This is a genomic window from Acidovorax sp. Root275, from assembly GCF_001428965.1.
Lineage (GTDB): Bacteria > Pseudomonadota > Gammaproteobacteria > Burkholderiales > Burkholderiaceae_C > Acidovorax > Acidovorax radicis.
Genome location: NZ_LMJH01000010.1, coordinates 838,371 through 864,016, shown reverse-complemented (window position 1 = coordinate 864,016; position 25,646 = coordinate 838,371). Strand labels below are relative to the sequence as shown.

The 25,646-nt window shown below is 65.7% G+C and carries 17 protein-coding genes; 13 read left to right on the top strand and 4 right to left on the bottom strand.

Going from position 1 to position 25,646, the window contains the following annotated elements; all coding sequences use genetic code 11:
* Positions 1–10: 10 nt before the first annotated feature.
* The 3 genes from ASE52_RS23260 to purU form a co-directional block, all read right to left on the bottom strand.
* Complete coding sequence (locus ASE52_RS23260) at positions 11–2,068, bottom strand: ATP-dependent helicase (protein WP_241777086.1); 2,058 nt, start codon at positions 2,066–2,068, stop codon at positions 11–13.
* Between the two features lie 175 nt (positions 2,069–2,243).
* The gene (locus ASE52_RS23255; RefSeq protein ID WP_010463019.1) at positions 2,244–3,149 is read right to left on the bottom strand and encodes a LysR substrate-binding domain-containing protein; all 906 of its coding nucleotides are present in this window, start codon (positions 3,147–3,149) and stop codon (positions 2,244–2,246) included.
* A gap of 13 nt (positions 3,150–3,162) precedes the next feature.
* Positions 3,163–4,011 (bottom strand): formyltetrahydrofolate deformylase, encoded by an 849-nt coding sequence (purU, locus tag ASE52_RS23250; RefSeq protein ID WP_057229571.1) that lies wholly within the window; start codon positions 4,009–4,011, stop codon positions 3,163–3,165.
* 85 nt (positions 4,012–4,096) lie between these two features.
* Here purU and ASE52_RS23245 point away from each other — a divergent pair, with 85 nt between their 5' ends.
* Complete coding sequence (locus ASE52_RS23245; RefSeq protein ID WP_057229569.1) at positions 4,097–6,409, top strand: bifunctional diguanylate cyclase/phosphodiesterase; 2,313 nt, start codon at positions 4,097–4,099, stop codon at positions 6,407–6,409.
* Between the two features lie 6 nt (positions 6,410–6,415).
* On the opposite strand, the gene ASE52_RS23240 is transcribed toward ASE52_RS23245, so the two are convergent.
* On the bottom strand, positions 6,416–7,294 hold the full coding sequence (locus ASE52_RS23240; protein ID WP_057229567.1) for a ChaN family lipoprotein: 879 nt from the start codon (positions 7,292–7,294) through the stop codon (positions 6,416–6,418).
* Positions 7,295–7,367: 73 nt separating this feature from the next.
* Between ASE52_RS23240 and ASE52_RS23235 the strand changes: the two genes are divergently transcribed.
* The 12 genes from ASE52_RS23235 (at position 7,368) to ASE52_RS23180 (ending at position 25,622) form a co-directional block, all read left to right on the top strand.
* Positions 7,368–9,356: a type IV pili methyl-accepting chemotaxis transducer N-terminal domain-containing protein gene (locus tag ASE52_RS23235; protein ID WP_057229565.1), complete on the top strand. Its 1,989-nt coding sequence runs from the start codon at positions 7,368–7,370 to the stop codon at positions 9,354–9,356.
* The gene (locus ASE52_RS23230; RefSeq protein WP_241777085.1) at positions 9,353–10,132 is read left to right on the top strand and encodes a response regulator; all 780 of its coding nucleotides are present in this window, start codon (positions 9,353–9,355) and stop codon (positions 10,130–10,132) included. Before ASE52_RS23235 ends, ASE52_RS23230 begins: the two co-directional genes overlap by 4 nt.
* Before the next feature lie 387 nt (positions 10,133–10,519).
* Positions 10,520–11,812: a nitrate/nitrite transporter gene (locus tag ASE52_RS23225; protein WP_057229561.1), complete on the top strand. Its 1,293-nt coding sequence runs from the start codon at positions 10,520–10,522 to the stop codon at positions 11,810–11,812.
* Between the two features lie 20 nt (positions 11,813–11,832).
* Positions 11,833–13,242 (top strand): NarK family nitrate/nitrite MFS transporter, encoded by a 1,410-nt coding sequence (locus ASE52_RS23220; protein ID WP_057229559.1) that lies wholly within the window; start codon positions 11,833–11,835, stop codon positions 13,240–13,242.
* A 34-nt stretch (positions 13,243–13,276) separates the two neighbouring features.
* Positions 13,277–17,080: a nitrate reductase subunit alpha gene (locus ASE52_RS23215; RefSeq protein WP_057229557.1), complete on the top strand. Its 3,804-nt coding sequence runs from the start codon at positions 13,277–13,279 to the stop codon at positions 17,078–17,080.
* A gap of 23 nt (positions 17,081–17,103) precedes the next feature.
* Positions 17,104–18,627: a nitrate reductase subunit beta gene (gene narH, locus ASE52_RS23210; protein ID WP_010463003.1), complete on the top strand. Its 1,524-nt coding sequence runs from the start codon at positions 17,104–17,106 to the stop codon at positions 18,625–18,627.
* A gap of 21 nt (positions 18,628–18,648) precedes the next feature.
* Positions 18,649–19,350, top strand: a complete 702-nt coding sequence (narJ, locus tag ASE52_RS23205; RefSeq protein ID WP_057229555.1) for a nitrate reductase molybdenum cofactor assembly chaperone — start codon at positions 18,649–18,651, stop codon at positions 19,348–19,350.
* Positions 19,347–20,081 carry a respiratory nitrate reductase subunit gamma gene (narI, locus tag ASE52_RS23200; RefSeq protein WP_010463001.1) on the top strand — a complete coding sequence of 245 codons (735 nt, stop codon included), beginning with the start codon at positions 19,347–19,349 and terminating at the stop codon, positions 20,079–20,081. Before narJ ends, narI begins: the two co-directional genes overlap by 4 nt.
* Before the next feature lie 157 nt (positions 20,082–20,238).
* Positions 20,239–21,045: a peptidylprolyl isomerase gene (locus ASE52_RS23195; protein ID WP_057229553.1), complete on the top strand. Its 807-nt coding sequence runs from the start codon at positions 20,239–20,241 to the stop codon at positions 21,043–21,045.
* A gap of 27 nt (positions 21,046–21,072) precedes the next feature.
* Positions 21,073–21,753, top strand: coding sequence for a carbonic anhydrase (locus ASE52_RS23190; RefSeq protein ID WP_057229552.1), 681 nt, complete (start codon positions 21,073–21,075; stop codon positions 21,751–21,753).
* Positions 21,754–21,849: 96 nt separating this feature from the next.
* Complete coding sequence (locus ASE52_RS23185; protein ID WP_057229724.1) at positions 21,850–24,294, top strand: adenosylcobalamin-dependent ribonucleoside-diphosphate reductase; 2,445 nt, start codon at positions 21,850–21,852, stop codon at positions 24,292–24,294.
* Positions 24,291–25,622 (top strand): NnrS family protein, encoded by a 1,332-nt coding sequence (locus tag ASE52_RS23180; RefSeq protein WP_241777084.1) that lies wholly within the window; start codon positions 24,291–24,293, stop codon positions 25,620–25,622. The genes ASE52_RS23185 and ASE52_RS23180 overlap by 4 nt, the downstream gene beginning before the upstream one ends.
* Positions 25,623–25,646 lie beyond the last annotated feature (24 nt).

The following is a 25,646-nucleotide window of genomic DNA, read 5'->3' as shown; positions in this document are numbered from 1 at the left end:
CGCAGCCCCCTCACACCGGCCCGGGGCTGACCGGGCGTTGGCTGCCTTCCAGAAGCCACAGGCGTTTGCTGGCCCGCGTCATGGCGACATAGAGCATGTTGCGCTCACGGTAGGCGTCTTGTCGGGCGGCGCTGCGCGGAAAGCGCCCGCGTTCTACCAAGGGTACGGCCACATAGTCGTATTCATGCCCTTTGCAGCGCTCCACCGTCAGCAGTTGCAGGCTCGATGCTTCCTGCTGCGTGTGCTGCTGGATGCTGGCCTGCACCATGAGCGCCAGCCGGCCCAGGAATTCGTCCACCGACAACCCGGCGCAGATGCGGGCCAGTGCGCCGAGGCTGTCTGTGCAGTAGCGCAGCTCGTCCGGGCTGATGGGCGCCTGCGCAAAGAGCTGAAGCACCAGTGGGTGCCCGCACAGTTGCCCGGCGTCCGCACAGGCCTCGGGGGGCAAGGCCAGCAATTGTTCGCACAGGGGCGAAGCCACCGGGGCCTGGGGGTTGAAGCTGGCGCGCACCAGAAATCGGCGCACCAGGTCCCGCTTGCCGATGAGTTCTGCGGCCACGACGCGGGTGTCCACTTCGGCGGGGGAGTCTTCCACCAGCGCTTGCATGTCGAAAGCGCCATTGGCCAGCATATCCTGGTCGGGCTGGCTGCCGCGCCGCACGTAGCGCAGCAGACCTTCCATCGCGCTGCTTAGAATGCCTTGGGTGAGCCGTACCCCGTCGCCGCAGCCCTGCATGGCCCCCATGATGGCGAGCACCAGCGCGATCTCGCGGCGCTGGTAGAAGCGTTTCATGCCTTTGCAGGCGTAGTGCACGCCTTCATGGGCAAACATCCATTCGAGCAGGATCGAGTCTTCCGGCGACCGCAGCACCACGTTCAGGCACGGTGCCGTGGGGCTGCCGGGCAAATGGGTCGAATGGGCCGACTGCGACGGTGGGGGCGGCTGGTGCAGCACGGCGTCGTGGATCGCCAGCAGCTGCCGGGCGCAGTCCTCGTCGTCGGTGTAGCTGCGCCGCTCAAATGCGGCAGGCTTGGTGGGGTAGTGCGCCGAAAACTCCACGCCGAACAAGGGGTTGAGCCCCTGGCAGATGGCGTTGCCGAAACGGTAGGTGGTGTTGAGGGCGACGACCTGCGTGTCTGCAGGCAACTCTTGCCGGATGCGGGCCAGGCTGTCGCCAAAGACGGAGAACGCGCCGGGCAGGATGTGCTGGTTGAAGTCTCCCGCGCCGACAAAAAGACCGTTGCCGCCCTGCACCAGCGTCCGCAGCACCATCATGGCGGCCTCGTCCAGGTCCTGCAGTTCGTCGAACAACACGGCATCAAAGCGGCCCTGCAGCGGCGCAAAGGCCTCGCCAAAATCCAGCTCGCCGAGCTGCGTGGCGATTTCATACGTGCAGTCGCCGGGTGCGTAAAACTGCGGCTCGTTGTTCAGCCCCCTGCGCAGGCGCTCGTACTTGACCAAGAGCTGGTAGAGCCCGTAGTCGAGCTGGTGCTCGCGGCAGTAGGGCCGGGCGCCCAGCTCCGACTGGTCGATGGCGCGCAGCAGCAGCCGCTGCTTGGCCTGGGCTTCAAAGTCGATGAAGGCCTGCACGTCCAGATCGCGCGACCGGAAGTCGCCGACTTCGGCCGCGCTGTCCAGGTCGCCGTCCAGCGCGTCGTCCTGCAGCAGCGCGGCGTGGGCCTGGCGCACCAGCAGGCTCTTGTGCAGGGGCTCGGTCACGCGCACCAGGGGGTCGCCCTGTTCCTTGAGTACGGTGGCGCACAGCTGCTCCACGGTCATGATCTGGACCTGGCGGGGAATGGTGGGGACGAACTTTTCCAGGCGCTGCGCAATGGCCGCCAGCCCGGCCTCCGAATACGCGAGCATCAGGATGCGGCTCGCCCCCTGGGTGCGGATCAGGTCCGCAGCCTTGATGGCCAGGGTGGTGGTCTTGCCCGTGCCGGCCAGCGCGTTGACCAGCACCGCGCGCGCCGTGGCATTGAGCACCGCGTTCTGCTCCAGCGTGGGGTATCTCTTCTTGAAGTGGGCGTCTTGCGGCACGGCGTGGTGAGGGGGTGGAGGGGTCAAGAGACAGGCGAGATGTGAAAGGCGCGTGCCCGGTGGTTGCGGCAGGCGGGCTGTGGGAATCTGGAGTCCTGAGCGCCACAGGTGAAGGCTGGATACTTCAGGAATGCTATTGAATTTATAGCTTTTGCGCTTTATGGACAAGCGCTGGCGGCCAAAATCACCAATAAATGGGTGTTCAGGCCATGGTCTTGCGCAGCCACTCGGCAAACGCCGCGCACTCCCAGCGGTCCATGGTGCCGGTGCGCCAGCACAGGTAGTGCGCGTGGGGGCTGGCGGTGTCGGTGGCAAACAGGCGCACCAGCGTGCCGTTCTCCAGCCACGGTGCGCCGAGCTTGAGGCGCACCAGTGCCACGCCCATACCGGCGGCGGCACCGTCGCACATCAGGCCGATGTCGTTGAACTGCGAGCCCTCGCTGGGCTCGGCCCAGTCCAGGCCCGTGGCGGCAAACCAGGTGCGCCAGGGCTCCAGCGGGCTGCGCAGCAGGGCCACACCTTCGAGGTCTTCCGGCCGGTCAAACGGGCCGTGTTCGCGCACGAAAGCGGGCGAGGCCAGGGGGGTGACCACATCGCGCGCCAGCTCCACATGCTCCACGTCGGCATAGTGGCCGGGGCCAAAGCGCACCATCAGGTCGGCATCCTCGGCCACCACGTCCAGGAGCGGGATGGACACCTGCAGGGCCAGGTCGATCTCGGGGTAGGCCTCGGTGAACTGCCGCAGGCGCGGGATCAGGATGGTGCGCGCAAACGTGGGCGTGACGGCCAGCTTGAGCCGCCGCCGCCCCGGCGCCGATGCCGCACCCGGAAACCGCTGCAGCGCGCCCAGCCCTTCGCGCACGTGGGCCAGGTAGGCGCTGCCCTCGGTGGTCAGCGAAAAATCGGCGCGGCCAAACAGCCGCACGCCCAGGATCTGTTCGAGCTGCTTGACGCGGTGGCTCACCGCGCTGGGCGTCACGCACAGCTCCTCGGCGGTCTGCGTCACGCTGCGCAGGCGGGCCAGGGCTTCAAACGTCAGCAGGCACTGGATCGGCGGAATGCGCCGCGCCGCACTGCTGAGGAAGGAGGACGGTGCTGCCGTGGCCATGGGGCAGAACGGACTAGCGGAAGATGACGGTCTTGTGGCCGTTGAGCAGCACGCGGTGCTCGCTGTGCCACTTCACGGCGCGGGCCAGCACCTGGCTTTCGGTGTCGCGGCCGCGGGCGGTCAGGTCTTCCACCGTGTCGGTGTGGTCGGCGCGGGCCACGTCCTGCTCGATGATCGGGCCTTCGTCCAGGTCGGCCGTCACGTAGTGGGCCGTGGCGCCGATGAGCTTCACGCCCCGGTCATGGGCCTGGTAGTAAGGCTTGGCGCCCTTGAAGCTGGGCAGGAAGCTGTGGTGGATGTTGATGGCCCGTCCGGCCAAAGCTTGACACAGATCAAGAGAAAGGACCTGCATGTAGCGCGCCAGCACCACCAGTTCGGCCCCTTCGGCCTCGATAATCTCCAACTGTTTGGCTTCGGCCTGCGGCTTGGTGGCAGCGGTCACCGGAATGTGGTGGAACGGCACGTTGTAGCTGGCCGCCAGTTGGTAGAAGTCGCGGTGGTTGCTGATGATGGCGCGGATGTCGATGGGCAGCAGGCCACTCTTCCAGCGGAACAGCAGGTCGTTCAGGCAGTGGCCTTCCTTGCTGACCATGAGCACGGTTTTCATGGGCGCAGCTGTTGCGTGCAGACGCCAGTGCATGTTGTAGGGCTCTGCAAACGTGGCCAGGCGGGCCTTGAGCGTTGCGTGGTCGTGCTGATCGCAGGCAAACTGAACGCGCATGAAGAACAGGCCGGTATCGTGGTCGTTGTACTGCGCGGCTTCTTCGATGTTGCCGCTGTGCTCCAGCAGAAAACCCGAGACGGCATGCACCAGCCCCAGGCGGTCGGGGCAGGACAGGGTAAGTATGTAGGCGTTGGTCATAGCGGTGCGATTGTCGCAGCATGGCTAAGAACGTGTTGACGGCCCCTGGGAGATCGTGGGCACGTTCTATTGAACGGGGAAATCAATGACCAATCCGAGCGATGCCTCGCGTATTGTCCCCTGGCGGGGGATGCTGCTGTACCTGGTGCTCGGGGTGGCCTGGGTGTTCGTGGGCGACGTGCTGCTGGCCCGCTGGGTGAGCGACCCGGCGCTGCTCACGCGCTTTCAGACCTGGAAGGGCTGGGGCTATGTGCTGCTGACCAGCGTGCTTGCCTGGTGCATGCTGCGGCGCATGCGCCGCGCCGAGAAGGTGCGTCTGGCCATGGCCTGGGAGCTGTCGCAGATCGTGCGCCATGCGCCGGCCGGGTTTGCGCGGGTAGCACCGGACGGGCGCTTCCTGTGGGCCAACGCACGCTTGTGTGACCTGCTGGGCGCATCCCTGGAGCGGGTGTGCACCCTGAACTTTCGCGACGTGATGCTGGCGGTCGATAGTGACTGGGCGGCGGCACAGCTGTCGCGCCTGCTGGCGGGCGAGATCGACCACTACGTGGGCGAGCGTGACTGCCTGCGGCCGGGCGATGGCCGCAAGGTGGCGGTGCTGTGCACCGTGACGCTGGTGCCCGTGTCGGACGCCGAGCCCGCCCACCTGGTCTGCGTGGTGCAGGACCTGGACGAGATCAAGGCCGCACGCGCCGCGCTGAAGCACAGCGAGGCCCGCCAGCGCCTGGCCGCCACGGTGGTGGACAACACCATCGAGGGCGTGGTGGTGACCGACGCGCAAAGCCGCATCCTGTCGGCCAACGCCGCGGTCACGCGCCTGCTGGGCTACACCGAGGACGAGCTGCTGGGCCAGACGCCGCGTGTCTTCAAGTCGGGCCGGCACGACAAGGCGTTTTACGAGGCCATGTGGGGCACGCTGCGCCAGACGGGCCACTGGCAGGGCGAGATCTGGAACCGCCGCAAGAACGGGGAGATTTTTCCGGAGCACATGTCCCTGTCGGCCGTGCGCGACCCTGCGGGCCAGATCACGCACTACGTGTGCATGTTCACGGACATCTCCGAAGAAAAAGTGCAGCAGCAGCGGCTGGAGTTCCTGGCCCACAACGACGCGCTCACGGGGCTGTCCAACCGCGCCTGGTTCGGGCACCAGCTGGAGCAGGCCGTGCAGTCGGCGCGCGCCAGTGGCGAGCACCTTGCGGTGCTGCTGCTCAACCTCGACCGTTTCAAGGATGTGAACGACAGCTACGGCCATGCCACGGGCGACGAGGTGCTCAAGCACATTGCGCGGCAGGTGCAGTCGGCCCTGCGGCCGGGTGACGTGATGGGGCGGCTGGCCGGGGACGAGCTGGCCGTGGTGGCGCGCCACCTGCGCCATTCCGACGGCGCCGCTGCCGTGGCGCGGCACCTGATCACGGCCGTGGCCGAGCCCTGGCGTTCGCCCGACGGTTTCGAGGTGGTGGCGGGGGTGAGTGTGGGCATCTGCATGTTTCCTGAACATGCGGGCACCACCGAGCTGCTGCTGCAGGGCGCCCACGCGGCCGTGTACGGCGCCAAGGCGCGGGGCCGGGGCGCGTGGTGCTTCTTCCACGAAGCCATGACGCAGGCCGCGCGTGAGCGGCTGGCACTGGAGTCGCGCCTGCGCCTGGCACTGGCGCAGGGCCACCTGCAGATGTACTACCAGCCGCAGGTGGACATTGCCACAGGCCGCATCCAGGGGGCCGAGGCGCTGGTGCGCTGGAACGACCCCCACGAGGGCCTGATCTCGCCCGCGCGCTTCATCCCGGTGGCCGAAACCTCGGGCGTGATCGGCCCGCTGGGCGAATGGGTGCTGCGCGAGGTCTGCCGCCAGGGCCAGCAGTGGCGCCTGGCGGGCCTGCCGGAACTCACGCTGGCGGTGAATGTGTCGCCGCGCCAGTTCCACCTGACGGACCTGGCGGGTTGCGCGTCGGGCGCACTGGCCGATTCGGGCTTCCCGCCCGAGCTGCTGGAGCTGGAGATCACCGAAACCGCCCTGGCTGAGCGCACCGAGGAGGCGCGCCAGGTGCTGATGCGCCTGCGCGCCCTGGGCTTGCGCATTGCGGTGGATGACTTTGGCACGGGGTACTCGTCGCTGGCGCAGCTCAAGCGGTTTCCGATCGACGTGCTCAAGATCGACCAGGGCTTCATCCGCGACATTCCGCAAAGCGAGGACGACATGGCGATCAGTGCCGCCATCATCGCCATGGGGCACAGCATGGGGCTGTCGGTGCTGGCCGAAGGGGTGGAGACCGACGGCCAGCTGGCCTTCCTGCGCGAGCGGGGCTGTGATTCGTACCAGGGCTACCTGTGCAGCCGTCCCGTGCCCGCCGATGACTTCGCGGCGCTGCTGCGGGCGCAGCCGCTGCCAGCAGTCCCATAGATCACCTCAAGGCGCTGAGGACGCCGGGCGCCATTTTGCGCGCAGCTCTGCACAGGCATCGCGCGGGGGCAGGGCGGGGGTGTTGATCACCGTATCTGCATCATTTTTGATAGCTGTTGGCGCTTTTCCTGCTTGCGTCAAGGCCACTTTTGATACCAGATTGGCAGGCCAGTGGGTGGGCACGCCCAGGCCACGCAACACATGGCCGCCCCCGGCCACCAGCAGCACCGTCTGCCCGGGGCGCAATGCCTCCTGGGCGGTGCGCGCCATGCTCGCGTCGCGGGCGATCTGGATACGGGCCATGGGCGGGATTTGCGATTCGGGCAGCAGGCCGCAGTGGCCGTCGCGCAGCGCCTGGTACTGCAACGCCAGTGCGGGGGCCGGCAGGTGCTGGTCCCAGGCGGTTTCGCCCATCGCGGCGCGCATCTGGGCGCGGGGCAGGTTGCCACCCAGCACCGGCACACCTGCGGCCACGGCCGCCATGACCACGGGGCCATAGGCCTTCCATGGCCAGGCGGCATCGTTCCACTGCAGTGCGGCCTGGGCCTGGGCTTCGGTGGCGTCGCGCGCCAGCGCCCGGGTGTGGTACCCGCTCTCGGCCATTTCCAGGACCACGGCGGCAAGCTGGCCCCGGGCCGCCAGCCACAGCACGGCTTCGCGCTGCAGGCGCTGGTGGTCGGGCGCATCGTGCTGCTCGCCGAGCAGCAGCACATCGGCGGGGAGCAGGGCCTGCAGGCGGTCGGGCCATGGGGGGGCAGGCTGGGTGGCGGCCAGGGTACCGGTCAGGGTGCCGGGGGGCGGGGCTCCCGCGCAGCCCGCCAGCGCCATCAGGGTGCCGCCGAGTGCCAGCCATGTCCGCAGGGGGGAGCGTGTGGGTCGTTGCATGGCGCCATGCTACGCGGGCCAGCCTTGACCTAGGTCAAGAGTCGGCGCAAGCTCGGTGCCTACACTGCCCTGCATGCGCACCAAGCCCACACTGACCACCAAACTGCTGGCCATGGGCGCGGGCTTTTTGCTGGTGGCGCTGGCCTCGATCAGCCTCACGCTGTGGGTGACCTGGAAGCTCGAAGGCGGGGCTGCCGCCGTCAACGAGGCCGGGCGCCTGCGCATGAACATGCTGCGCATGGTGCTGGTGCTGCAGACCGAACCGGCCGAGGCGGTGCAGGAGCGCGCCCGCCTGTTCGACGCGAGCCTGGATCTGCTGCGCACGGGTGATCCGTCGCGCCCGCTGTTCGTGCCCTGGAGCGACGAGACCCGCACGCGTTTTGAGGCCATTCGCACCCAATGGGCGCAGGCGCGCAGCGGCTGGGTGGCCACGCAGCCGCCCGACCGCGCGCAGACACTGGCGCAGGCCGATGCGTTTGTGCAGCAGGTGGATGGGTTTGTCGATGCCATCGAAATCCAGATCGCGGGCTGGACGGCGGCCTTGCACCTGTTCCAGCTGTTCATGATGGCGCTGGCCATTGTGGCCGCCGTGACCTTCATGGCCGTGAGCTATCTGCTGGTCATCAACCCGGTGGCGCGCCTGCAGCAGGCCCAGGCCCGGATGCGCCAGGGCGAGTTGGGCACGCGCCTGCCGGTCGATACCGATGACGAGTTCGGCCAGCTGTCGGCGGGCTTCAATCTCATGGCGCACGCGTTGCAGGCATCGCACGACGATCTGGAGCACAAGGTGCGCGAAAAGACGGCCAGCATCGCCGTGCAGAACCAGCGCCTGGCCGCACTGTACGAGGTGAGTGCGCTGGCCTCCACCGCCAGCAGCCTGGAGCTTCTGGCCCAGGGCTTCGTGCAGCAGATCCGCCGTGTGGCCGGGGCCGATGCGGCCGCCGTGCGCTGGTCCAACGAGGCCAACGAACGTTATGTGCTGCTGGCCGCAGACGGTCTGCCGCGCTCCATGGCCGAGGGCGAGCACTGCCTGCACACCGGCACCTGCCTGTGCGGCCAGCCCCAGGCCCAGGCGCGCACGCGGGTCATCCCCATCACGCCGTCCACCCACGTCGCGCTGCCCCACTGCCGCGAAGCGGGTTTTGAAACCATGGTGACCATCCCCGTGCAGATGCAGCAGCGCCTGTTGGGCGAGGTGGACCTGTTCTTCCGATCGCCCGTCGAGCTGACCGACGAACTGCGCGACCTGCTCGAAGCCATGACGCGCCACCTGGCCAGCGCCATGGAAGGCCTGCGCGCCAACGCCCTGGAGCGCGAAGCTGCCGTGGCCGAAGAGCGGGGCATGCTGGCGCGCGAGCTGCACGACTCCATCGCCCAGTCGCTGGCTTTCCTCAAGATCCAGACGCAGCTGCTGCGCGACGCCGTGAAGCGTGGTGACGAGGCCAAACGCGACCGCAGCATCGGCGAGCTGGATGTGGGCGTGCGCGAGTGTTATTCCGACGTGCGCGAGCTGCTCGTGCACTTTCGCACTCGCACCAGCGATGAGGACATCGAATCTGCCCTGCGCGCCACGCTGTCCAAGTTCGAACACCAGACCGGTACGGCCACCACGCTGGGCATGGTGGGCCACGGCCTGCCGTTGGCGCCCGACCTGCAGATCCAGGTGCTGCACATGGTGCAGGAGGCGCTGTCGAACGTGCGCAAGCATTCGGGTGCCACGCGGGTGGACCTGCTGGTGCACCGGCATCCGCGCTGGCGCTTTGAGGTGCAGGACAACGGAAAGGGCTTTGACGTGGCCACGGTGCCGCCCGATTCGCTGCATGTGGGCCTGGGCATCATGCGCGAGCGGGCCCACCGCGTGGGTGCCGTCCTGCAAGTCGAATCCACCCCGGGCCAGGGCACGCGCGTGTGCATCGAACTGCCCACGGTGACTTCCGCCACCACCCTGCCAGCCCAGCCTGCGCCGTGTCCTGCTGCGGAGCACATCGACCAAGGCGCCGCTTTTGGCGGCGAATTCCCCCCCGCCTTGGCCGACGGCCGGGTGGCAACACTCACTCCATGACGACCTCCACCATCCCTTTCGCAACACCTGCTAGTGTGGCCCCCCACGTCCCGGCGCCACCGCCGGTGACGCTGCTGGTGGTGGACGACCATACGCTGTTCCGCCGGGGACTGATCGCGTTGCTGGGGCAGGACGCGGGCCTGCAGGTGGTGGGCGAGGCGGGTGACGCTGCCGAGGCGCTGCGCCTGGCGCCCCAGCTGCAGCCCCAGGTGATCCTGCTGGACAACCACCTGCCCGGCGTGATGGGCGTGGACGCCATCCGGGGCCTGCGCGAGGTGTCGCCTGCGTCGCGCGTGCTCATGCTCACCGTGAGCGAAGACGGGCAGGACCTGGCCGCCGCGCTGCGCAATGGCGCGCAGGGCTATTTGCTCAAGACCATTGACGGCGACCTGCTGGCCCAGGCCATCCGCCGCGCGGCCCGTGGCGAACCGGTGGTGAGCCCCGAACTCATGGGCAAGCTGGTCTCAGCGTTCCAGTCGCAAGGTGTTGCCGAGGCGGCAGCGCTCATTGCGCCCAATATGTCTGCCGCGCCCGCAGCGCCTGCCGCGCCCGCGCAGCCGCCCGAGGCCGTCCATGGCGCAGCGCCCCTGTCGCCGCGCGAGGAAGACGTGCTGCGCGAGATCGCGCGGGGTGCCAGCAACAAGGAAATCGCGCGCACGCTCGACATCGCCGAGACCACCGTCAAGATCCATGTGCAGCACATCCTGCGCAAGCTGGGCCTGAGTTCGCGCGTGCAGGCTGCGGTCTACGCCTCAGACCGCCAGCGCGCGGAGTAGCCGAATAGCGGATTCGCTGCGCGCACGGCCGTGCGGTCGCCTGTGCGTGGGTTTGCTATATTTTCAATAGCTATTTGCGCTTTCCTATCAAGCGCTGGCGGCATTTTTTGCTGAATTTTTTCGGTGCGGAGCCCATCGCCGCTGCAGCGTTGCGCCCGCGGGCCTTGGTGCTCTGTCCCTCCCCTGCATTTCCTCTCTCGAACCGGCCCGCCGCTGCGCGCGCCTGCCTGGTCATCCATCCATAGTTCTTTCGGACGATGGGTCGGCGCGGTGGCGTAGGCCTGGACTAGTCCTTCTGCCGCGCCCCAGGTGTCCTTGCGAAGGATAGGCAGTGCGTGCCCAAAGCGGGACGATACCGCCATACGCAAAGAGAAGAGGAACCGCGCAATGGCACACACCATTTTGCCCCCGGGCGACAGCCCACAGCGCACCCGCCAGGCCTGGTCGGTGCTCATCGTCAGCACCTTCGCATTCACCGTCTGCTTCATGGTCTGGATGATGTTCGGCGTCATCGGTATTCCCATCAAGAAGATGCTCAACCTGAACTCCACGCAGTTCGGGCTGCTCATGTCCATGCCCGTGCTCACGGGCTCGCTGGTGCGGGTGCCGCTCGGCATCTGGACCGACCGCTTCGGTGGCCGCATCGTGATGACTGCGGTGATGGCCACCACCGTGCCTGCCATCTGGATGATGGGCTACGCCACCGAATACTGGCACTTTCTCACCATCGGCCTGTTTGTGGGCCTGGCAGGTGGCTCGTTTTCGGTGGGCACGCCCTATGTGGCACGCTGGTTTCCGAAGCACCGCCAGGGCACGGCCATGGGGGTGTATGGCGCGGGCAATTCGGGCGCAGCCGTGAACAAGTTCGTGGCTCCGGTGCTGCTGGTGGCCTTTGGCTGGACCATGGTGCCGCAGGTGTATGCGGCCATCATGCTGGGCACCGTGGTGCTGTTCTGGCTCTTCAGCTACAGCGACCCGGCCCACCTGGTGCCCAGCAGCGTCAAGTTCACCGACCAGCTCAAGGCGCTCAAGGACCCCAAGGTGCTCAAGTACTGCCAGTACTACAGCATCGTGTTCGGCGGCTACGTGGCGCTGTCGCTGTGGATGGTGCAGTACTACGTGGGCGAGTTTGGCCTCGACATCCGCGTGGCGGCTTTGCTGGCGGCCTGCTTCTCGCTACCCGGTGGTGTGCTGCGCGCCATCGGCGGCATGCTGAGCGACAAGTACGGCGCCCACAGCGTGACCTGGTGGGTGATGTGGGTGAGCTGGATCTGCCTGTTCCTGCTGAGCTATCCACAGACCGACTTCACCATCCTCACTGTCAACGGCCCCAAGACTTTCCACCTGGGTCTCAACGTCTACGCGTTCACCGGCCTGATGTTCCTGCTGGGCATTTCGTGGGCCTTCGGCAAGGCCAGTGTCTTCAAGTACATCAGCGATGACTATCCCAAGAACATCGGTGCCATCAGCGGCATCGTGGGCCTGGCCGGTGGCCTCGGCGGCTTCATCCTGCCCATCCTGTTTGGTGCGCTCATGGACCTCACCGGCATCCGTTCCAGCGCCTTCATGTTGATGTATGGCGTGGTGTGGGTCTCGCTCATCTGGATGTACTTCACCGAAGTGCGCAACACCCGCCTCATGGGCTCGCAGGGCGCTGTCGCACAGCCTGCCACCCGCTGATTTTTCAAGGAAACCTCACCATGTCTGCCACCACCAACAGCGGGCGCCAGGGGCGCCTGCTCACCCTCTGGACCCCGGAGGACAAGTCCTTCTGGGAGCGCGAAGGCGAAGCCGTCGCCAAGCTCAACCTGTGGATCTCGGTGCCCGCGCTGTTCCTGGCCTTTGCCATCTGGCAGGTCTGGAGCGTGGTCGCAGTGAGCCTGCCAGGCCTGGGCTTCAAGTATTCGACCAACCAGCTGTTCTGGCTGGCGGCAGCGCCCGCGCTTTCGGGCGCCACGCTGCGCATCTTCTACTCGTTCATGGTGCCGCTGGTCGGTGGCCGCCGCTGGACGGCGATCTCCACCGCCTCGCTGCTGATCCCGGCCATCGGCATCGGCTTTGCGGTGCAGGACAACACCACGGCCTACCCCACCATGCTCATCCTGGCGCTGCTGTGCGGCCTGGGCGGCGGCAACTTCAGCTCCAGCATGGCCAACATCAGCTTCTTCTTTCCGAAGGAGCGCAAGGGCTCCGCGCTGGGTGTGAACGCGGGCCTGGGCAACCTGGGCGTGTCGGTGGTGCAGTTCCTGAGCCCGCTGGTGGTCACGGCCGGCATCTTCGGCATCTTTGGCGGCGAAGGTCAGACCATTGTGAAGAACGGCCAGACCGTGCAGGTGTGGACGCAGAACGCCGCCTTCATCTGGGTGCCATGGATTGCGCTGACGGCGCTGGCCGCCTGGTTCGGCATGAACGACATCGCCGACGCGCGCGCCTCGTTCGCCGCCCAGGCCGCCATCTTCAAGCGCAAGCACAACTGGCTGATGTGCGTGCTGTACCTCGGCACCTTCGGCTCCTTCATCGGCTATGCCGCAGGATTCCCGCTCCTCATCAAGAGCCAGTTCCCTGGCGTGAACCCCCTGGCCTACGCCTGGCTGGGCCCGCTGGTGGGTGCGGTGATCCGCCCGTTTGGCGGCTGGATGGCCGACAAGCTCGGCGGTGCGCGCGTCACGCTGTGGAACTTCATCGTCATGGTCATAGCGGTGGTGGGCGTCACGTTCTTCCTGCCCTCGGCGGGTAACGAAGGCCAGTTTGCAGGCTTCTTTGTGTGCTTCCTGGTGCTGTTCCTCACCACCGGCATCGGCAACGGCTCCACCTTCCGCATGATTCCCGTGATTTTCCTGACCGAAGCCATGCGGGGTGTGGACCCCCGCAACACCGCCGCCGTGGCACAGGCCAACAAGGAAGGCAACACGCTGGGCGCTGCCACGCTGGGCTTCACAGCCGCCATGGCCGCCTATGGCGGGTTCTTCATCCCCAAAAGCTATGGCAGCTCGATTGCCCTGACTGGCAGCCCCCATGCGGCGCTGTGGACATTTTTCGCTTTCTATCTCGTTTGCATCGTGATCACCTGGTGGTACTACGCACGCAAGCACGCCGAGATGCCTTGCTGATCACCCCTGGACAGAACAGAAAAAGGAGCCCCCGATGAGCCATTTCCTCGATCGCCTTTCGTACTTCTCGCAGCCCCGCGAGACCTTTGCCCAAGGCCACGGCGAAACCAACGGTGAAGACCGCACCTGGGAAGACGCCTACCGCGACCGCTGGGCGCACGACAAGATCGTGCGCAGCACGCACGGCGTGAACTGCACGGGCAGCTGTAGCTGGAAGATCTACGTCAAGGGCGGCATCGTGACCTGGGAAACCCAGCAGACCGACTACCCCCGCACCCGCCCCGACCTGCCCAACCACGAGCCCCGTGGCTGCGCGCGTGGCGCCAGCTACAGCTGGTACCTGTACAGCGCCAACCGCGTGAAGTACCCCATGGTGCGTGGCCGCCTGCTCAAGCATTGGCGCGCCGCCATCGCCCTGGCCAAGAGCCCGGTGGACGCCTGGGCCAGCATCGTCGAGAACGATGCCTCCAAACGCGAATGGCAAAAGCAACGGGGCCTGGGCGGCTTTGTGCGCAGCACCTGGGACGAAGTCAACCAGATGATCGCTGCGGCCAACGTGTACACCATCAAGAAGCACGGGCCGGACCGCATCATCGGCTTCTCGCCCATCCCGGCGATGTCGATGATTTCGTATGCAGCGGGTTCGCGCTACCTGAGCCTCATCGGCGGCGTGTGCATGAGTTTTTACGACTGGTACTGCGACCTGCCCCCGAGCAGTCCGCAAGTTTGGGGTGAGCAGACCGACGTGCCCGAGTCGGCCGACTGGTACAACAGCTCGTACATCATTGCCTGGGGTTCCAACGTGCCCCAGACGCGCACGCCCGATGCGCACTTTTTGACCGAGGTGCGCTACAAGGGCACCAAGGTCGTGTCCATCACGCCCGACTATTCCGAAGTCGCCAAGCTGGGCGATTTGTGGATGCACCCCAAGCAGGGGACGGACGCCGCCGTGGCCATGGCCATGGGCCATGTGATCCTGAACGAGTTCTACTTCAAGGACGGCGGCAAGGGCCGCAGCGCGTACTTTGACGACTACGCGCGCCGCTACACCGACCTGCCGCTCCTGGTGGTGCTCAAGGAAAAGAAGCTGCCCGATGGCCGCACGGTGATGGTGCCCGACCGCTATGTGCGCGCCAGCGACTTTCCGAACAAGCTCGACCAGTCGAACAACCCCGACTGGAAGACCGTGGGCTACGACGAACTGGGCCAGGTCACGCTGCCCAATGGTTCCATCGGATTTCGCTGGGGGGCGGACGGCCGCCCCGACCAGGGCCTGTGGAACCTGGAGAACAAAGAAGCACGCACCGGCAACACCGTCAAGCTCAAGCTCTCGGTGATTGAAGACGGCGAGCAGGCGCACGACGTGGCTGATGTGGGCTTCCCGTACTTTGGTGGTGTAGCCACGCCCAACTTCACGGCCAATGAACAAGGCGGTGACGTGATGGTGCGCCGCGTACCCGTCACCCACCTGGAACTGGAAGGCCACGAAGCCCAGGGCCGCGTGATGGTGGCCACCGTGTTCGACCTGCTGGCCGGCAGCTATGGCATCGACCGTGGCCTGCCGGGCGAAGAACCCGGTGGCAGCTACGACGCTGACCGTCCCTTCACGCCCGCATGGCAAGAAAAAATCACCGGTGTGCCGCGCGAGCAGATCATCACCGTAGCCCGCCAGTTCGCCGACAACGCGCACAAGACCCATGGCAAGTCCATGGTGATCATCGGCGCGGCGATGAACCACTGGTACCACAGTGACATGAACTACCGCGGCATCATCAACATGCTGATGCTGTGCGGCTGTATTGGCCAGAGCGGTGGCGGCTGGGCGCACTATGTGGGCCAGGAAAAGCTGCGCCCACAGACGGGCTGGACGGCGTTGGCCTTTGCGCTGGACTGGATCCGTCCACCGCGCCAGATGAACAGCACGAGCTTCTTCTATGCCCACACCGACCAGTGGCGCTATGAAAAGCTGGGCATGGAAGAGATTCTGTCGCCCCTGGCCGACCAGCGCGCCTACCACGGCGCACAGATCGACTACAACGTGCGCGCCGAGCGCATGGGCTGGCTGCCATCGGCCCCCCAGCTCAAGACCAACCCGATGAAGGTCGCCAAGGACGCCGCTGCGGCCGGAATGGATGCGAAGGACTACGTCGTCAAGTCCTTGAAGGACGGCACGCTCACCATGAGCTGCGAGGACCCAGACCATCCGTCCAACTGGCCGCGCAACATGTTCGTGTGGCGCTCCAACATCCTGGGCTCGTCGGGCAAGGGGCACGAATACTTCCTCAAGCACCTGCTGGGCACCACCCACGGCGTGCAGGGCAAAGACTTGGGCAAGGACGAAGCCAAGCCCGAGGAGGTGCAGTGGCACGCCAATGCGCCCGAGGGCAAGCTGGATCTGCTGGTCACGCTCGACTTCCGCATGAGCACCACCTGCCTGTACTCCGACATCGTGCTGCCCACAGCCACCTGGTATGAGAAGAACGACCTCAACACCAGCGACATGCACCCCTTCATCCACCCGCTGTCCACCGCAGTGGACCCTGCATGGCAGGCCAAGAGCGACTGGGAGATCTACAAGGGTTTCGCCAAGGCCGTGAGCGAGGTCAGCGTGGGCCATCTCGGCGTCGAGAAGGACGTGGTGCTCACGCCCATCATGCACGACACCCCCGGTGAAATGGCGCAGCCGTATGGCGTGCGCGACTGGAAGAACGGCGAGTGCGAACTCATCCCCGGCAAGACCGCGCCGCAGGTCACGGTGGTCGAGCGCGACTACCCCAACCTCTACAAGCGCTTCACCGCCCTGGGCCCATTGATGGACAAGGCGGGCAATGGCGGAAAGGGCATTGGCTGGAACACGCAGACCGAAGTGGGCCAGCTCGGTGACCTGAACGGCCGCGTGAAGGAAGAGGGCGTGACGCAGGGCATGCCCCGCATCGTGACCGACATCGATGCGACCGAAGTGGTGATGATGCTGGCGCCCGAGACCAACGGCCACGTGGCCTGCAAGGCCTGGGAGGCCCTGGGCAAGCAGACCGGGCGCGACCACGTGCACCTGGCGCTGCACCGCGAGGACGAAAAGATCCGCTTCCGCGACATCCAGGCGCAGCCGCGCAAGATCATCAGCTCGCCCACCTGGTCGGGCCTGGAAAGCGAAAAGGTCAGCTACAACGCCGGCTATACCAACGTGCACGAGTACATCCCATGGCGCACCCTCACGGGCCGCCAGCAGTTCTACCAGGACCACCCGTGGATGCGTGACTTTGGTGAAGGCTTCGTGAGCTACCGCCCACCCGTTCACTTGAAGACGCTGGAAGAAGTCGAAGGCAAGAAGCCCAACGGCAACCGCGAGATCGCGCTGAATTTCATCACGCCGCACCAGAAGTGGGGCATCCACAGCACGTACAGCGACAACCTGATGATGCTCACGCTCAATCGCGGTGGCTCGGTGGTGTGGCTGAGCGAAGACGACGCCAAGAGCGCCGGCATCGTGGACAACGACTGGGTCGAACTCTTCAACGCCAACGGCGCGATTGCAGCCCGTGCCGTGGTGAGCCAGCGTGTGAACCCGGGCATGGTGATGATGTACCACTCGCAAGAGAAGATCATCAACACCCCTGGTTCCGAGATCACCGGCACGCGCGGAGGTATCCACAACTCGGTCACGCGCATCGTGCTCAAGCCCACCCACATGATCGGCGGCTATGCGCAGTTGAGCTACGGCTTCAACTACTACGGAACCATTGGTACCAACCGCGACGAGTTCGTGCTGGTGCGCAAGATGGACCGCGTGGACTGGCTCGACGACGAGCCCGTGTCCAGCACGGCAGCCCACGCCTGAAGCCGAAGACAAGGAGAAACACGATGAAAATTCGCGCACAAATCGGCATGGTGCTGAACCTGGACAAGTGCATCGGTTGCCACACCTGTTCCGTCACCTGCAAAAACGTCTGGACCAGTCGCCCGGGCGTGGAATACGCCTGGTTCAACAACGTCGAGACCAAGCCCGGCATCGGCTACCCCAAGGAATGGGAAAACCAGGACAAGTGGAACGGCGGCTGGGTGCGCAACCCGGACGGCTCCATCGCCCCCCGCCAGGGCGGCAAGTGGAAGCTGCTCATGCGCATCTTCGCCAACCCCAACCTGCCGCAGATCGACGACTACTACGAGCCCTTCACGTTCGACTACGACCACCTGCAGTCCGCGCCTGAGAGCAAGGCCGCACCCACAGCCCGCCCGCGCAGCCTGATCACCGGCAAGCGCATGGAGAAGATTGAGTGGGGCCCGAACTGGGAAGAAATCCTGGGCGGCGAGTTCAGCAAGCGCAGCAAGGACAAGAACTTCGACGATGTGCAAAAGGACATCTACGGCCAGTTCGAAAACACCTTCATGATGTACCTGCCGCGCCTGTGCGAGCACTGCCTGAACCCGGCGTGTGTGGCATCGTGCCCCAGCGGCTCGATCTACAAGCGCGAGGAAGACGGCATCGTGCTGATCGACCAGGACAAGTGCCGCGGCTGGCGCATGTGCGTCAGCGGCTGCCCCTACAAGAAGATTTACTACAACTGGCAATCGGGCAAGGCCGAGAAGTGCATCTTCTGCTACCCCCGCATCGAAGCGGGCCAGCCGACCGTGTGCTCGGAAACCTGCGTGGGCCGTATCCGCTACCTGGGTGTGCTGCTGTACGACGCAGACCGCATCCAGGAAGCCGCCAGCGTGGAACGCGACCGCGACCTGTACCAGGCGCAGCTCGACATCTTCCTGGACCCGAACGACCCCGATGTGATCCGCCAGGCGCGCATCGACGGCATTCCGGACAGCTGGATGGACGCCGCCCGCAACAGCCCGGTCTACAAGATGGCCGTGCAGTGGAAGGTGGCCCTGCCGCTGCACCCCGAGTACCGCACGCTGCCCATGGTCTGGTATGTGCCTCCGCTCTCGCCCATCACGGCCGCAGCCAACGCGGGCCATGTGGGTGTGAATGGCGACATCCCGGATGTGTCGCAGCTGCGCATCCCCGTGCAGTACCTGGCGAACCTGCTGACTGCAGGCGACACCGGCCCCGTGGTACGGGCGCTGGAGCGCATGCTGGCCATGCGCACCTACCAGCGCGACAAGCATGTGGAGCAGCGCCAGAACCTGGGTGTGCTCAAGCAGGCGGGCCTGTCGATGGCCGAGGTCGAGGAGATGTACCACGTGATGGCGATTGCCAACTACGAGGACCGCTTTGTCATCCCATCGGCCCACCGCGAATATGCCGAAAACGCGTTCGACATTCGGGGTGGTTGCGGCTTCTCGTTTGGCAACGGCTGTTCCGATGGCGCCACCGAGACCAGCATGTTCGGCGGCAAGAAGCCCCGCACGATCCCGATCAAAGCCACGGTCTGAAGCACAGGCAAAGGAATCACCATGTTCAAAAAGAACCCGACCTCCGTGCGCCTGACCCTGCGCGCCCTGGGCTACCTGCTGAGCTACCCCGATGCGCAACTGCGCAGCGTGATGCCGCAGCTCATCGACGCCCTGCAGGCAGAGCAGGCCCTTACGGCCGATCGCATGAATGAACTGAAGGCTGTGTGCGAGCACCTGGCTGCACTCGACCCGCTCGAAGCCGAGGCCCGCTATGTGGACAACTTCGACCGGGGTCGTCAGACCTCGCTGCACCTGTTCGAGCATGTGCACGGCGACTCGCGCGACCGGGGCCCGGCGCTTATCGACCTGCTGCAGACCTACGACAAAGCAGGCCTGAAGTTCGAAGCCGACGAACTGCCCGACCACCTGCCGGTGGTGCTGGAGTTCGCCTCCACCCAGCCTGTGGAAGTGGCCAAGGAGTTCCTGGGCGAGATGGCCCACATCCTGAACGCGCTGTTCAGTGCGCTGGTGGCGCGCAACAGCCCCTATGCCAGCGTGATTGCCGCGGTGCTCGAAGTGTCGGGCCAGCGCGTGCAGTCGGTAGCGCTGACCCCCGAGCCGCCGATGGACGAGGTCTGGGCCGAGCCCGAGGCGTTTGGCGGTTGCAGCACCCAGGGGCAGTCCAAGCCGGACCAGCCACAACCTATGCATTTTGTTCGTACCCCCCGCGCCGAGCGGGCACCAGAAGGAGTCTCCGTATGACCACCTGGCTTGACACCCTGTTGTTTGGCATCTATCCCTATATTTGCCTCGCTGTCTTTTTCATTGGCAGCTGGGCGCGGTTTGACCGCGACCAGTACACCTGGAAAAGCGATTCCTCCCAGCTGCTGCGCACCGGCAGCTTGCGCTGGGGCAGCAACCTGTTCCATGTGGGCGTGTTGTTCCTGTTCTTTGGCCATACCGTGGGCATGCTTACGCCGCACTTCTTGTATGAGCACTTTATCGGCGCCGGCGCCAAGCAGCTCATGGCCATGGTGTCGGGGGGGATTGCAGGCCTGATGGGCTTCGTGGGCCTGTCCCTCCTGCTGCACCGCCGCCTGTCGGATGCGCGCATCCGCGCCACCTCCAAGACCAGCGACATCCTGATCCTGGTGCTCCTGTGGGTACAACTGGCGCTGGGCCTGGCCACCATCCCGCTGTCGGCACAACATCTGGACGGCTCCATGATGATGCGCCTGGCTGAGTGGGGGCAACGCATCGTCACTTTCCGCAGTGGTGCGGTCGATCTGCTGGCCGGTGCGGGTTGGATCTTCAAGACGCACATGTTCCTGGGCATGAGCATCTTCCTGATCTTCCCGTTCACCCGCCTGGTGCATGTGTGGAGCGGCTTTGGCACGCTGGCCTATGTGCTGCGCCCCTATCAGGTAGTGCGTGCGCGCCGCCTGAATCTGCCACCCGGCCATATGCAGTCGCAAGACCGCCGTGGCGTATGAATTCATACCACCCAAGGAGCACACCATGAGCGGATGTGGAACCGGTAGCTGCGGTTGCGGCACCAGCGCAACCAGCCAGAGCGCCCCCCAAAGCACGCTTTCCCCCGAGCAAACGGCCGCCTACGAGGCGCTCTCCGCCACGGTAGGAGCGACGGCCATGGCAGACACGCCCGCCATGGCAACCCCTCAGCCCATGGGGCAGGCCCCGGTGGCGCGCATCAACGGCGTGGCATTGAATTCAACGGCCGAGTGGCTGGATGATGAAGCCTTGCGCCAGCGTGCCTGCACCGAGCTGCTGCGACAGGCAGCCCAGCAAGGCGGCCTGCTGGCGCAGGACGATGTGCCGGGTGTCGAAGGGGCCATCAGCACCAAGGCCTCGAATGCCATCGAGCAACTGCTGGAGCGCGAGCTGCCCATCCCCGACCCGTCGGAAGAAGCCTGCCGCCGCTACCATGACGCCCACCCTGCGGCACACGCCCATGGTGAGCGGGCCCAGCTGCGCCACGTGCTGTTTGCCGTGACGCCCGGCGTGGACGTCAAGCAGCTGCGCCTGCGTGCCGAAGCCATGCTGATTGACCTGCGCTGTGCGGACGACGGTGGCGCCAAGTTTGCCGAAGCGGCAGCGCAGTGGTCCAACTGCCCCAGCGGCCAGCAAGGCGGCGATCTGGGCTGGCTGACCCGCGCCGACTGTGCGCCTGAATTCGCCCGCGAGGTGTTTGGCAGCGCGGAGATCGGTGTGCTGGCACGCCTGGTGCACAGCCGGTTTGGCCTGCATGTGGTGGAGGTGGTGGCGCGCGACCCCGGGCAGCAGCCTTCGTTTGAAGAAGTGCGCCAGGCCATTGCGCTCACGTTGCGCCAGCAGGCCTGGGTGAATGCGCTGCGCCAGTACCTGCAATTGCTGGCGGGCGCTGCCGTGGTGGAAGGCGTGGCACTGGACGCGGCCGACTCACCGCTTGTACAGTAGTTGCACCACGCTTCAACCGATTGCCCCATGCCCGACGAGCTGCTTGATCGCCTGCGCCGTTTCCATAACGACGCCTTTCCCCAGTACCGCGAGCAGTTCCAGGCGCTGGTGGACGAAGGGCAGCACCCGACCACCCTGTTCATCGGCTGTTCCGACTCGCGCCTGGTGCCCTACCTGCTGACCGGTGCGGGCCCGGGGGAGCTGTTCTTGGTGCGCAACGTGGGTGCGTTCATCCCGCCGTATGACGGATCTCACGGCCACCATGGCACCACGGCGGCCATCGAGTTTGCGGTGCTCAACCTGCAGGTGCGCCGCATTGTGGTGTGCGGCCACAGTCACTGTGGGGCTATCAAGGCGATGTATGGTGAGGTTTCGCCCGAAGCGCCCAACCTGAACCGCTGGCTGGACCTGGGGCGAGAGGCCTTGTTGCCCATGCAGCCCGGACCTGAGGTGCTGCGCCGCACCGAGCAACGCGCTGTGGTGCTGCAGCTGGAGCGGCTCATGGAGTACCCCATGGTGCGGAGCCGTGTGCAGTCAGGGCAGATCAGCCTGCATGGCTGGCACTATGTGATCGAGGAAGGAGAAGTCCATGTGTTTGATGTCAAGACGGGCGGCTTTGTGCCGGCCTCGCGGGCGGACAACAGCGGCACTGGTCCCTACCACCCCTACGTGGAGCATGATGGGCAAGTTCTTCTGGACGAGCTTTGACCTTGTCCGGCATTCTCGCGGCATATCCGTGAGGAATGAGGCCCTCTTGATGGAACGCAAGACCTCACTGGCGTGAAACCCAAATCATCGGCCCCCATGAAACGCGAACCACAGCCCCCCCTCAAGCCCACCTCTTCATTGCAGCCCATCAGCCTGGATGTGTTGCGTGAGAAATACCTCAAACCCGGGGAAACCACCGCAGACGAGCTTTACCAGCGTGTGGCGCGGGCCCTGGCCTCGGTGGAGGCGCCGGAGCTGCGCGACAAATACGAAGCCCTGTTCCTCGCCAACCTGAAGGCGGGCGCCATCGGAGCGGGCCGGATTATGAGCGCGGCAGGCACCGACATCCAGGCCACGCTGATCAACTGTTTTGTACAGCCCGTGGGCGACTGCATCCAGGGGGTGGACGACGAGGGTTTTCCAGGCATCTACGAAGCCCTGCGCGAGGCTGCAGAAACCATGCGCCGTGGGGGCGGCGTGGGCTACGATTTCTCCCGCATCCGGCCCAAGGGCGCGCAAGTGAAGGCCACGGCCTCCATGGCGTCGGGGCCGTGCAGCTACATGAACGTGTTCGACCAGTCGTGCTCGACCGTAGAGAGCGCAGGCGCGCGCCGGGGGGCTCAGATGGGTGTGCTGCGCATTGACCATCCCGATGTGCACGAGTTCATCACCGCCAAGCGCACGCCGGGCCGCTGGAACAATTTCAACGTATCGGTGGGCGTGTCGGATGCGTTCATCCACGCCGTGCAGAACAACGCGCAGTGGGAGTTGGTGCACAAGGCGAAACCGGGTGCCGCTTTGCTGGCCCTGGGCGCTCGCCAGCGTGCTGATGGCCTGTGGGTCTACGCCACCGTGCCCGCGCGCGAGCTGTGGAACACGATCATGAAGTCGGCCTACGACTTCGCCGAGCCTGGCATCCTGTTCCTGGGCCGCATCAACGAAGACAACAACCTGCACTATTGCGAAGACATCGCGGCAACCAACCCTTGTGGCGAGCAGCCATTGCCGTCCTACGGGTGTTGTGACCTGGGCCCTATCATCCTGACCCGCTTTGTGCGCCACCCCTTCGGTTTTGGGGGCATGGCTGCGTTTGATTTCGATGACTTCACCAAAGCCGTGGCGCTGCAGGTGCGAGCGCTGGACAACGTGCTCGATGTGACCTATTGGCCGCTGCCGCAGCAGCGCGACGAGGCCATGGCCAAGCGCCGCATTGGTGTGGGCTTTACCGGCATGGGCAACACGCTGGCCATGCTGTGCCTGCGCTACGACCTGCCCGAGGGCCGCACCATGGCAGCCCGCATTGCCGAGTGCATGCGCGATGCTGCCTATGCCGCGTCGGTGGACCTGGCGCGCGAGAAAGGGGTGTTCCCCAAGTTCCAGGCCGAGCCTTATCTGTCAGAGGGCACGTTTGCCAGCCGCCTGCCCGACTCGCTCAAGGCGGCCATCCGCCAGCACGGTATCCGCAACAGCCACTTGCTCTCCATCGCCCCTACGGGCACGGTGAGCCTGGCTTTTGCCGACAACGCCTCCAACGGCATCGAGCCGCCGTTTTCGTGGATGTACAAGCGCAAGAAGCGTGAATCCGACGGCACTACCTCGGAATACGCCGTCGAAGACCACGCCTGGCGGCTCTACCGCGAACTGGGCGGTGACGTGGGTGCTTTGCCGGACTATTTCGTCTCGGCCCTCGCCATGCCCGCCGAAGGCCACATCGCCATGATGGAAGCTGTGCAGCCCTTTGTGGACACGGCCATTTCAAAGACGGTGAACATCCCCGCCGACTATCCCTACGAAGGTTTCAAGGACCTGTACCTGCAGGCCTGGCGCGCCAAGCTCAAGGGCCTGGCCACCTACCGGCCCAATGCCATCCTGGGATCGGTGCTGGAAACCCATGCAGCGCCTGAACCCGCAGCCGTTGCCGCACCTGTAGTACCCCCCGCACCTCCGGTGGACCCCATGCGTACCGTGATCGAAAGCCGCCCGCAAGGCGGCCTCTCGGCGGTGGCCGAAAAGCTCGAATACTGGACGCAGGAAGGCCACAAGACGCTGTACCTTATCGTCTCGTTCTTGCCGGTCCCCACGGGGGTTGGCAATGGCACGGTGGACCGGGCCATCGAGTTCTTCATGCCTGTAGGTCAGAGCGGCGAGTCGCAGCAGTGGATCACGTCCAGCATGCGCATGTTGTCGCTGGCGGCGCGCGGCGGCTTCCTGGAGCGGGCGCTCTCCGACATGCGCAAAGTGGCCTGGGACCGTGGGCCCGTGCGTCTGGGCACCCACCGCAAGGACGACGGCACGCTGGTGCCCATGTGGCATGACTCCGAAGTGGCGGCCATGGCCTATGCCATCCAGAACATCCTGGCGCGCCGCGTGGCGGACCCGGTGCAACAGCAACTGCCGCTGGATGAGCCCGCGCCCGCGCCTCTGGCGGTCCCGCAGGCCATGGCGGGCAAGAAGTGCAGCGAATGCGGCGCCCATGCAGTGATCCGCAAGGATGGTTGCGACTATTGCACGCAGTGTGGGCACCTGGGGACCTGCGGGTGACGTCTCGTCCTGTCATCCCACTGCGTACCGCGTCGGGAAAACCTTCGCCCGAAGTGCTTGCGTCGTTGGACAGTCACTGGCGCTGGCGCTATCTGATGCTGGCGCCGCACCGGTTGGGGTTCTTCCTGGCCATGGTGGTGCTGGTGGCGTCGGGGGGGTGGTGGGCGTTGGTGCAGGTGGCGCGGTCTACCGGTGGGTGGGGGCTCTATTACGCGGTGTCTCCCACGCTGGTGCACTCGACCGTGATGGCGTTCGGATTTATTCCACTGTTCTTTTCGGGCTTCTTGTTCACGGCAGGCCCCAAATGGCTTGGGGTGGAGCCTTTGCCCGTGCAGGCGCTTCGCACACCCCTGGTGGCGCAGACGGTTGGATGGTTGCTGTGGCTGGCAGGCGCGCACCTGTGGGTTGGTGTGGCGCTGGGCGGGCTGGCGGTGGCGGTGGTGGGCCTCGTCTGGATGACCGTGCAGTTCTGGGGGCGTGTGCGAAAAAGCCAGTCCGAGGACCAGTTGCATGCTCGCACCATCGCCTGGGCTTGCACGCTGGGTTGCGTCAGTCTTGCAGGGCTGTGGCTGAGTCTGGCGGTGGGGACCCATGCGCTCGCGCGTGTCTGGGTATTCACCGGTCTGTGGGGATTTGTTGTCGTGGTGTATGTGACGGTGGCGCATCGCATGATTCCGTTTTTCACCTCCAGCGCCATGCCCATGGTGAAGGCGTGGAGGCCTTTCTGGGTGCTGTGGTTGATGCTGGCAGCGGCCCTGCTGCAGGTGCTGGCTGCATGGTTGGAATGGGCCGGATTGCCTGCCGGTGCTGCAGGGACGGTTTGGGGGCTGATATACGGCACGCTGCAATTGGCCGTGGGTGGCGTGCTGGTCTGGCTGGCCTGTGTCTGGGGCCTGGTGCAAAGCCTCAAGAACAGGCTGCTCGCGATGCTGCACATTGGTTTTCTATGGCTCGGCCTGGCCTTTCTTCTTGGCGGGCTGTCACCGTGGCTGGCCTGGGGCTTTGGCATGGGAGCGCTGGGCCTGGGAGCACTGCACGCGTTGACCATGGGCTGCCTGGCATCGCTGATGCTGGCCATGGTGACGCGAGTGTCCTGTGGACACAGTGGCCGTGCGCTGGTGGCAGACCGCACGGCATGGACGCTGTTCTGGATCCTGCAGGTGGCCACGGTGCTGCGCATTGCCGCGGCGGTGCCGGGGGTATTTGGCGTTGCGTGGGTGTCGCTTTTGCCGCTGGCGGCATGCCTGTGGGCCGCCACCATGGGCGTGTGGGGTGTCCGGCTTGGCAGGTGGTACGGCTGCCTGCGGGCTGACGGTCGCCCGGGCTGACGGCGGCTCTTTCAAGGATCTGCG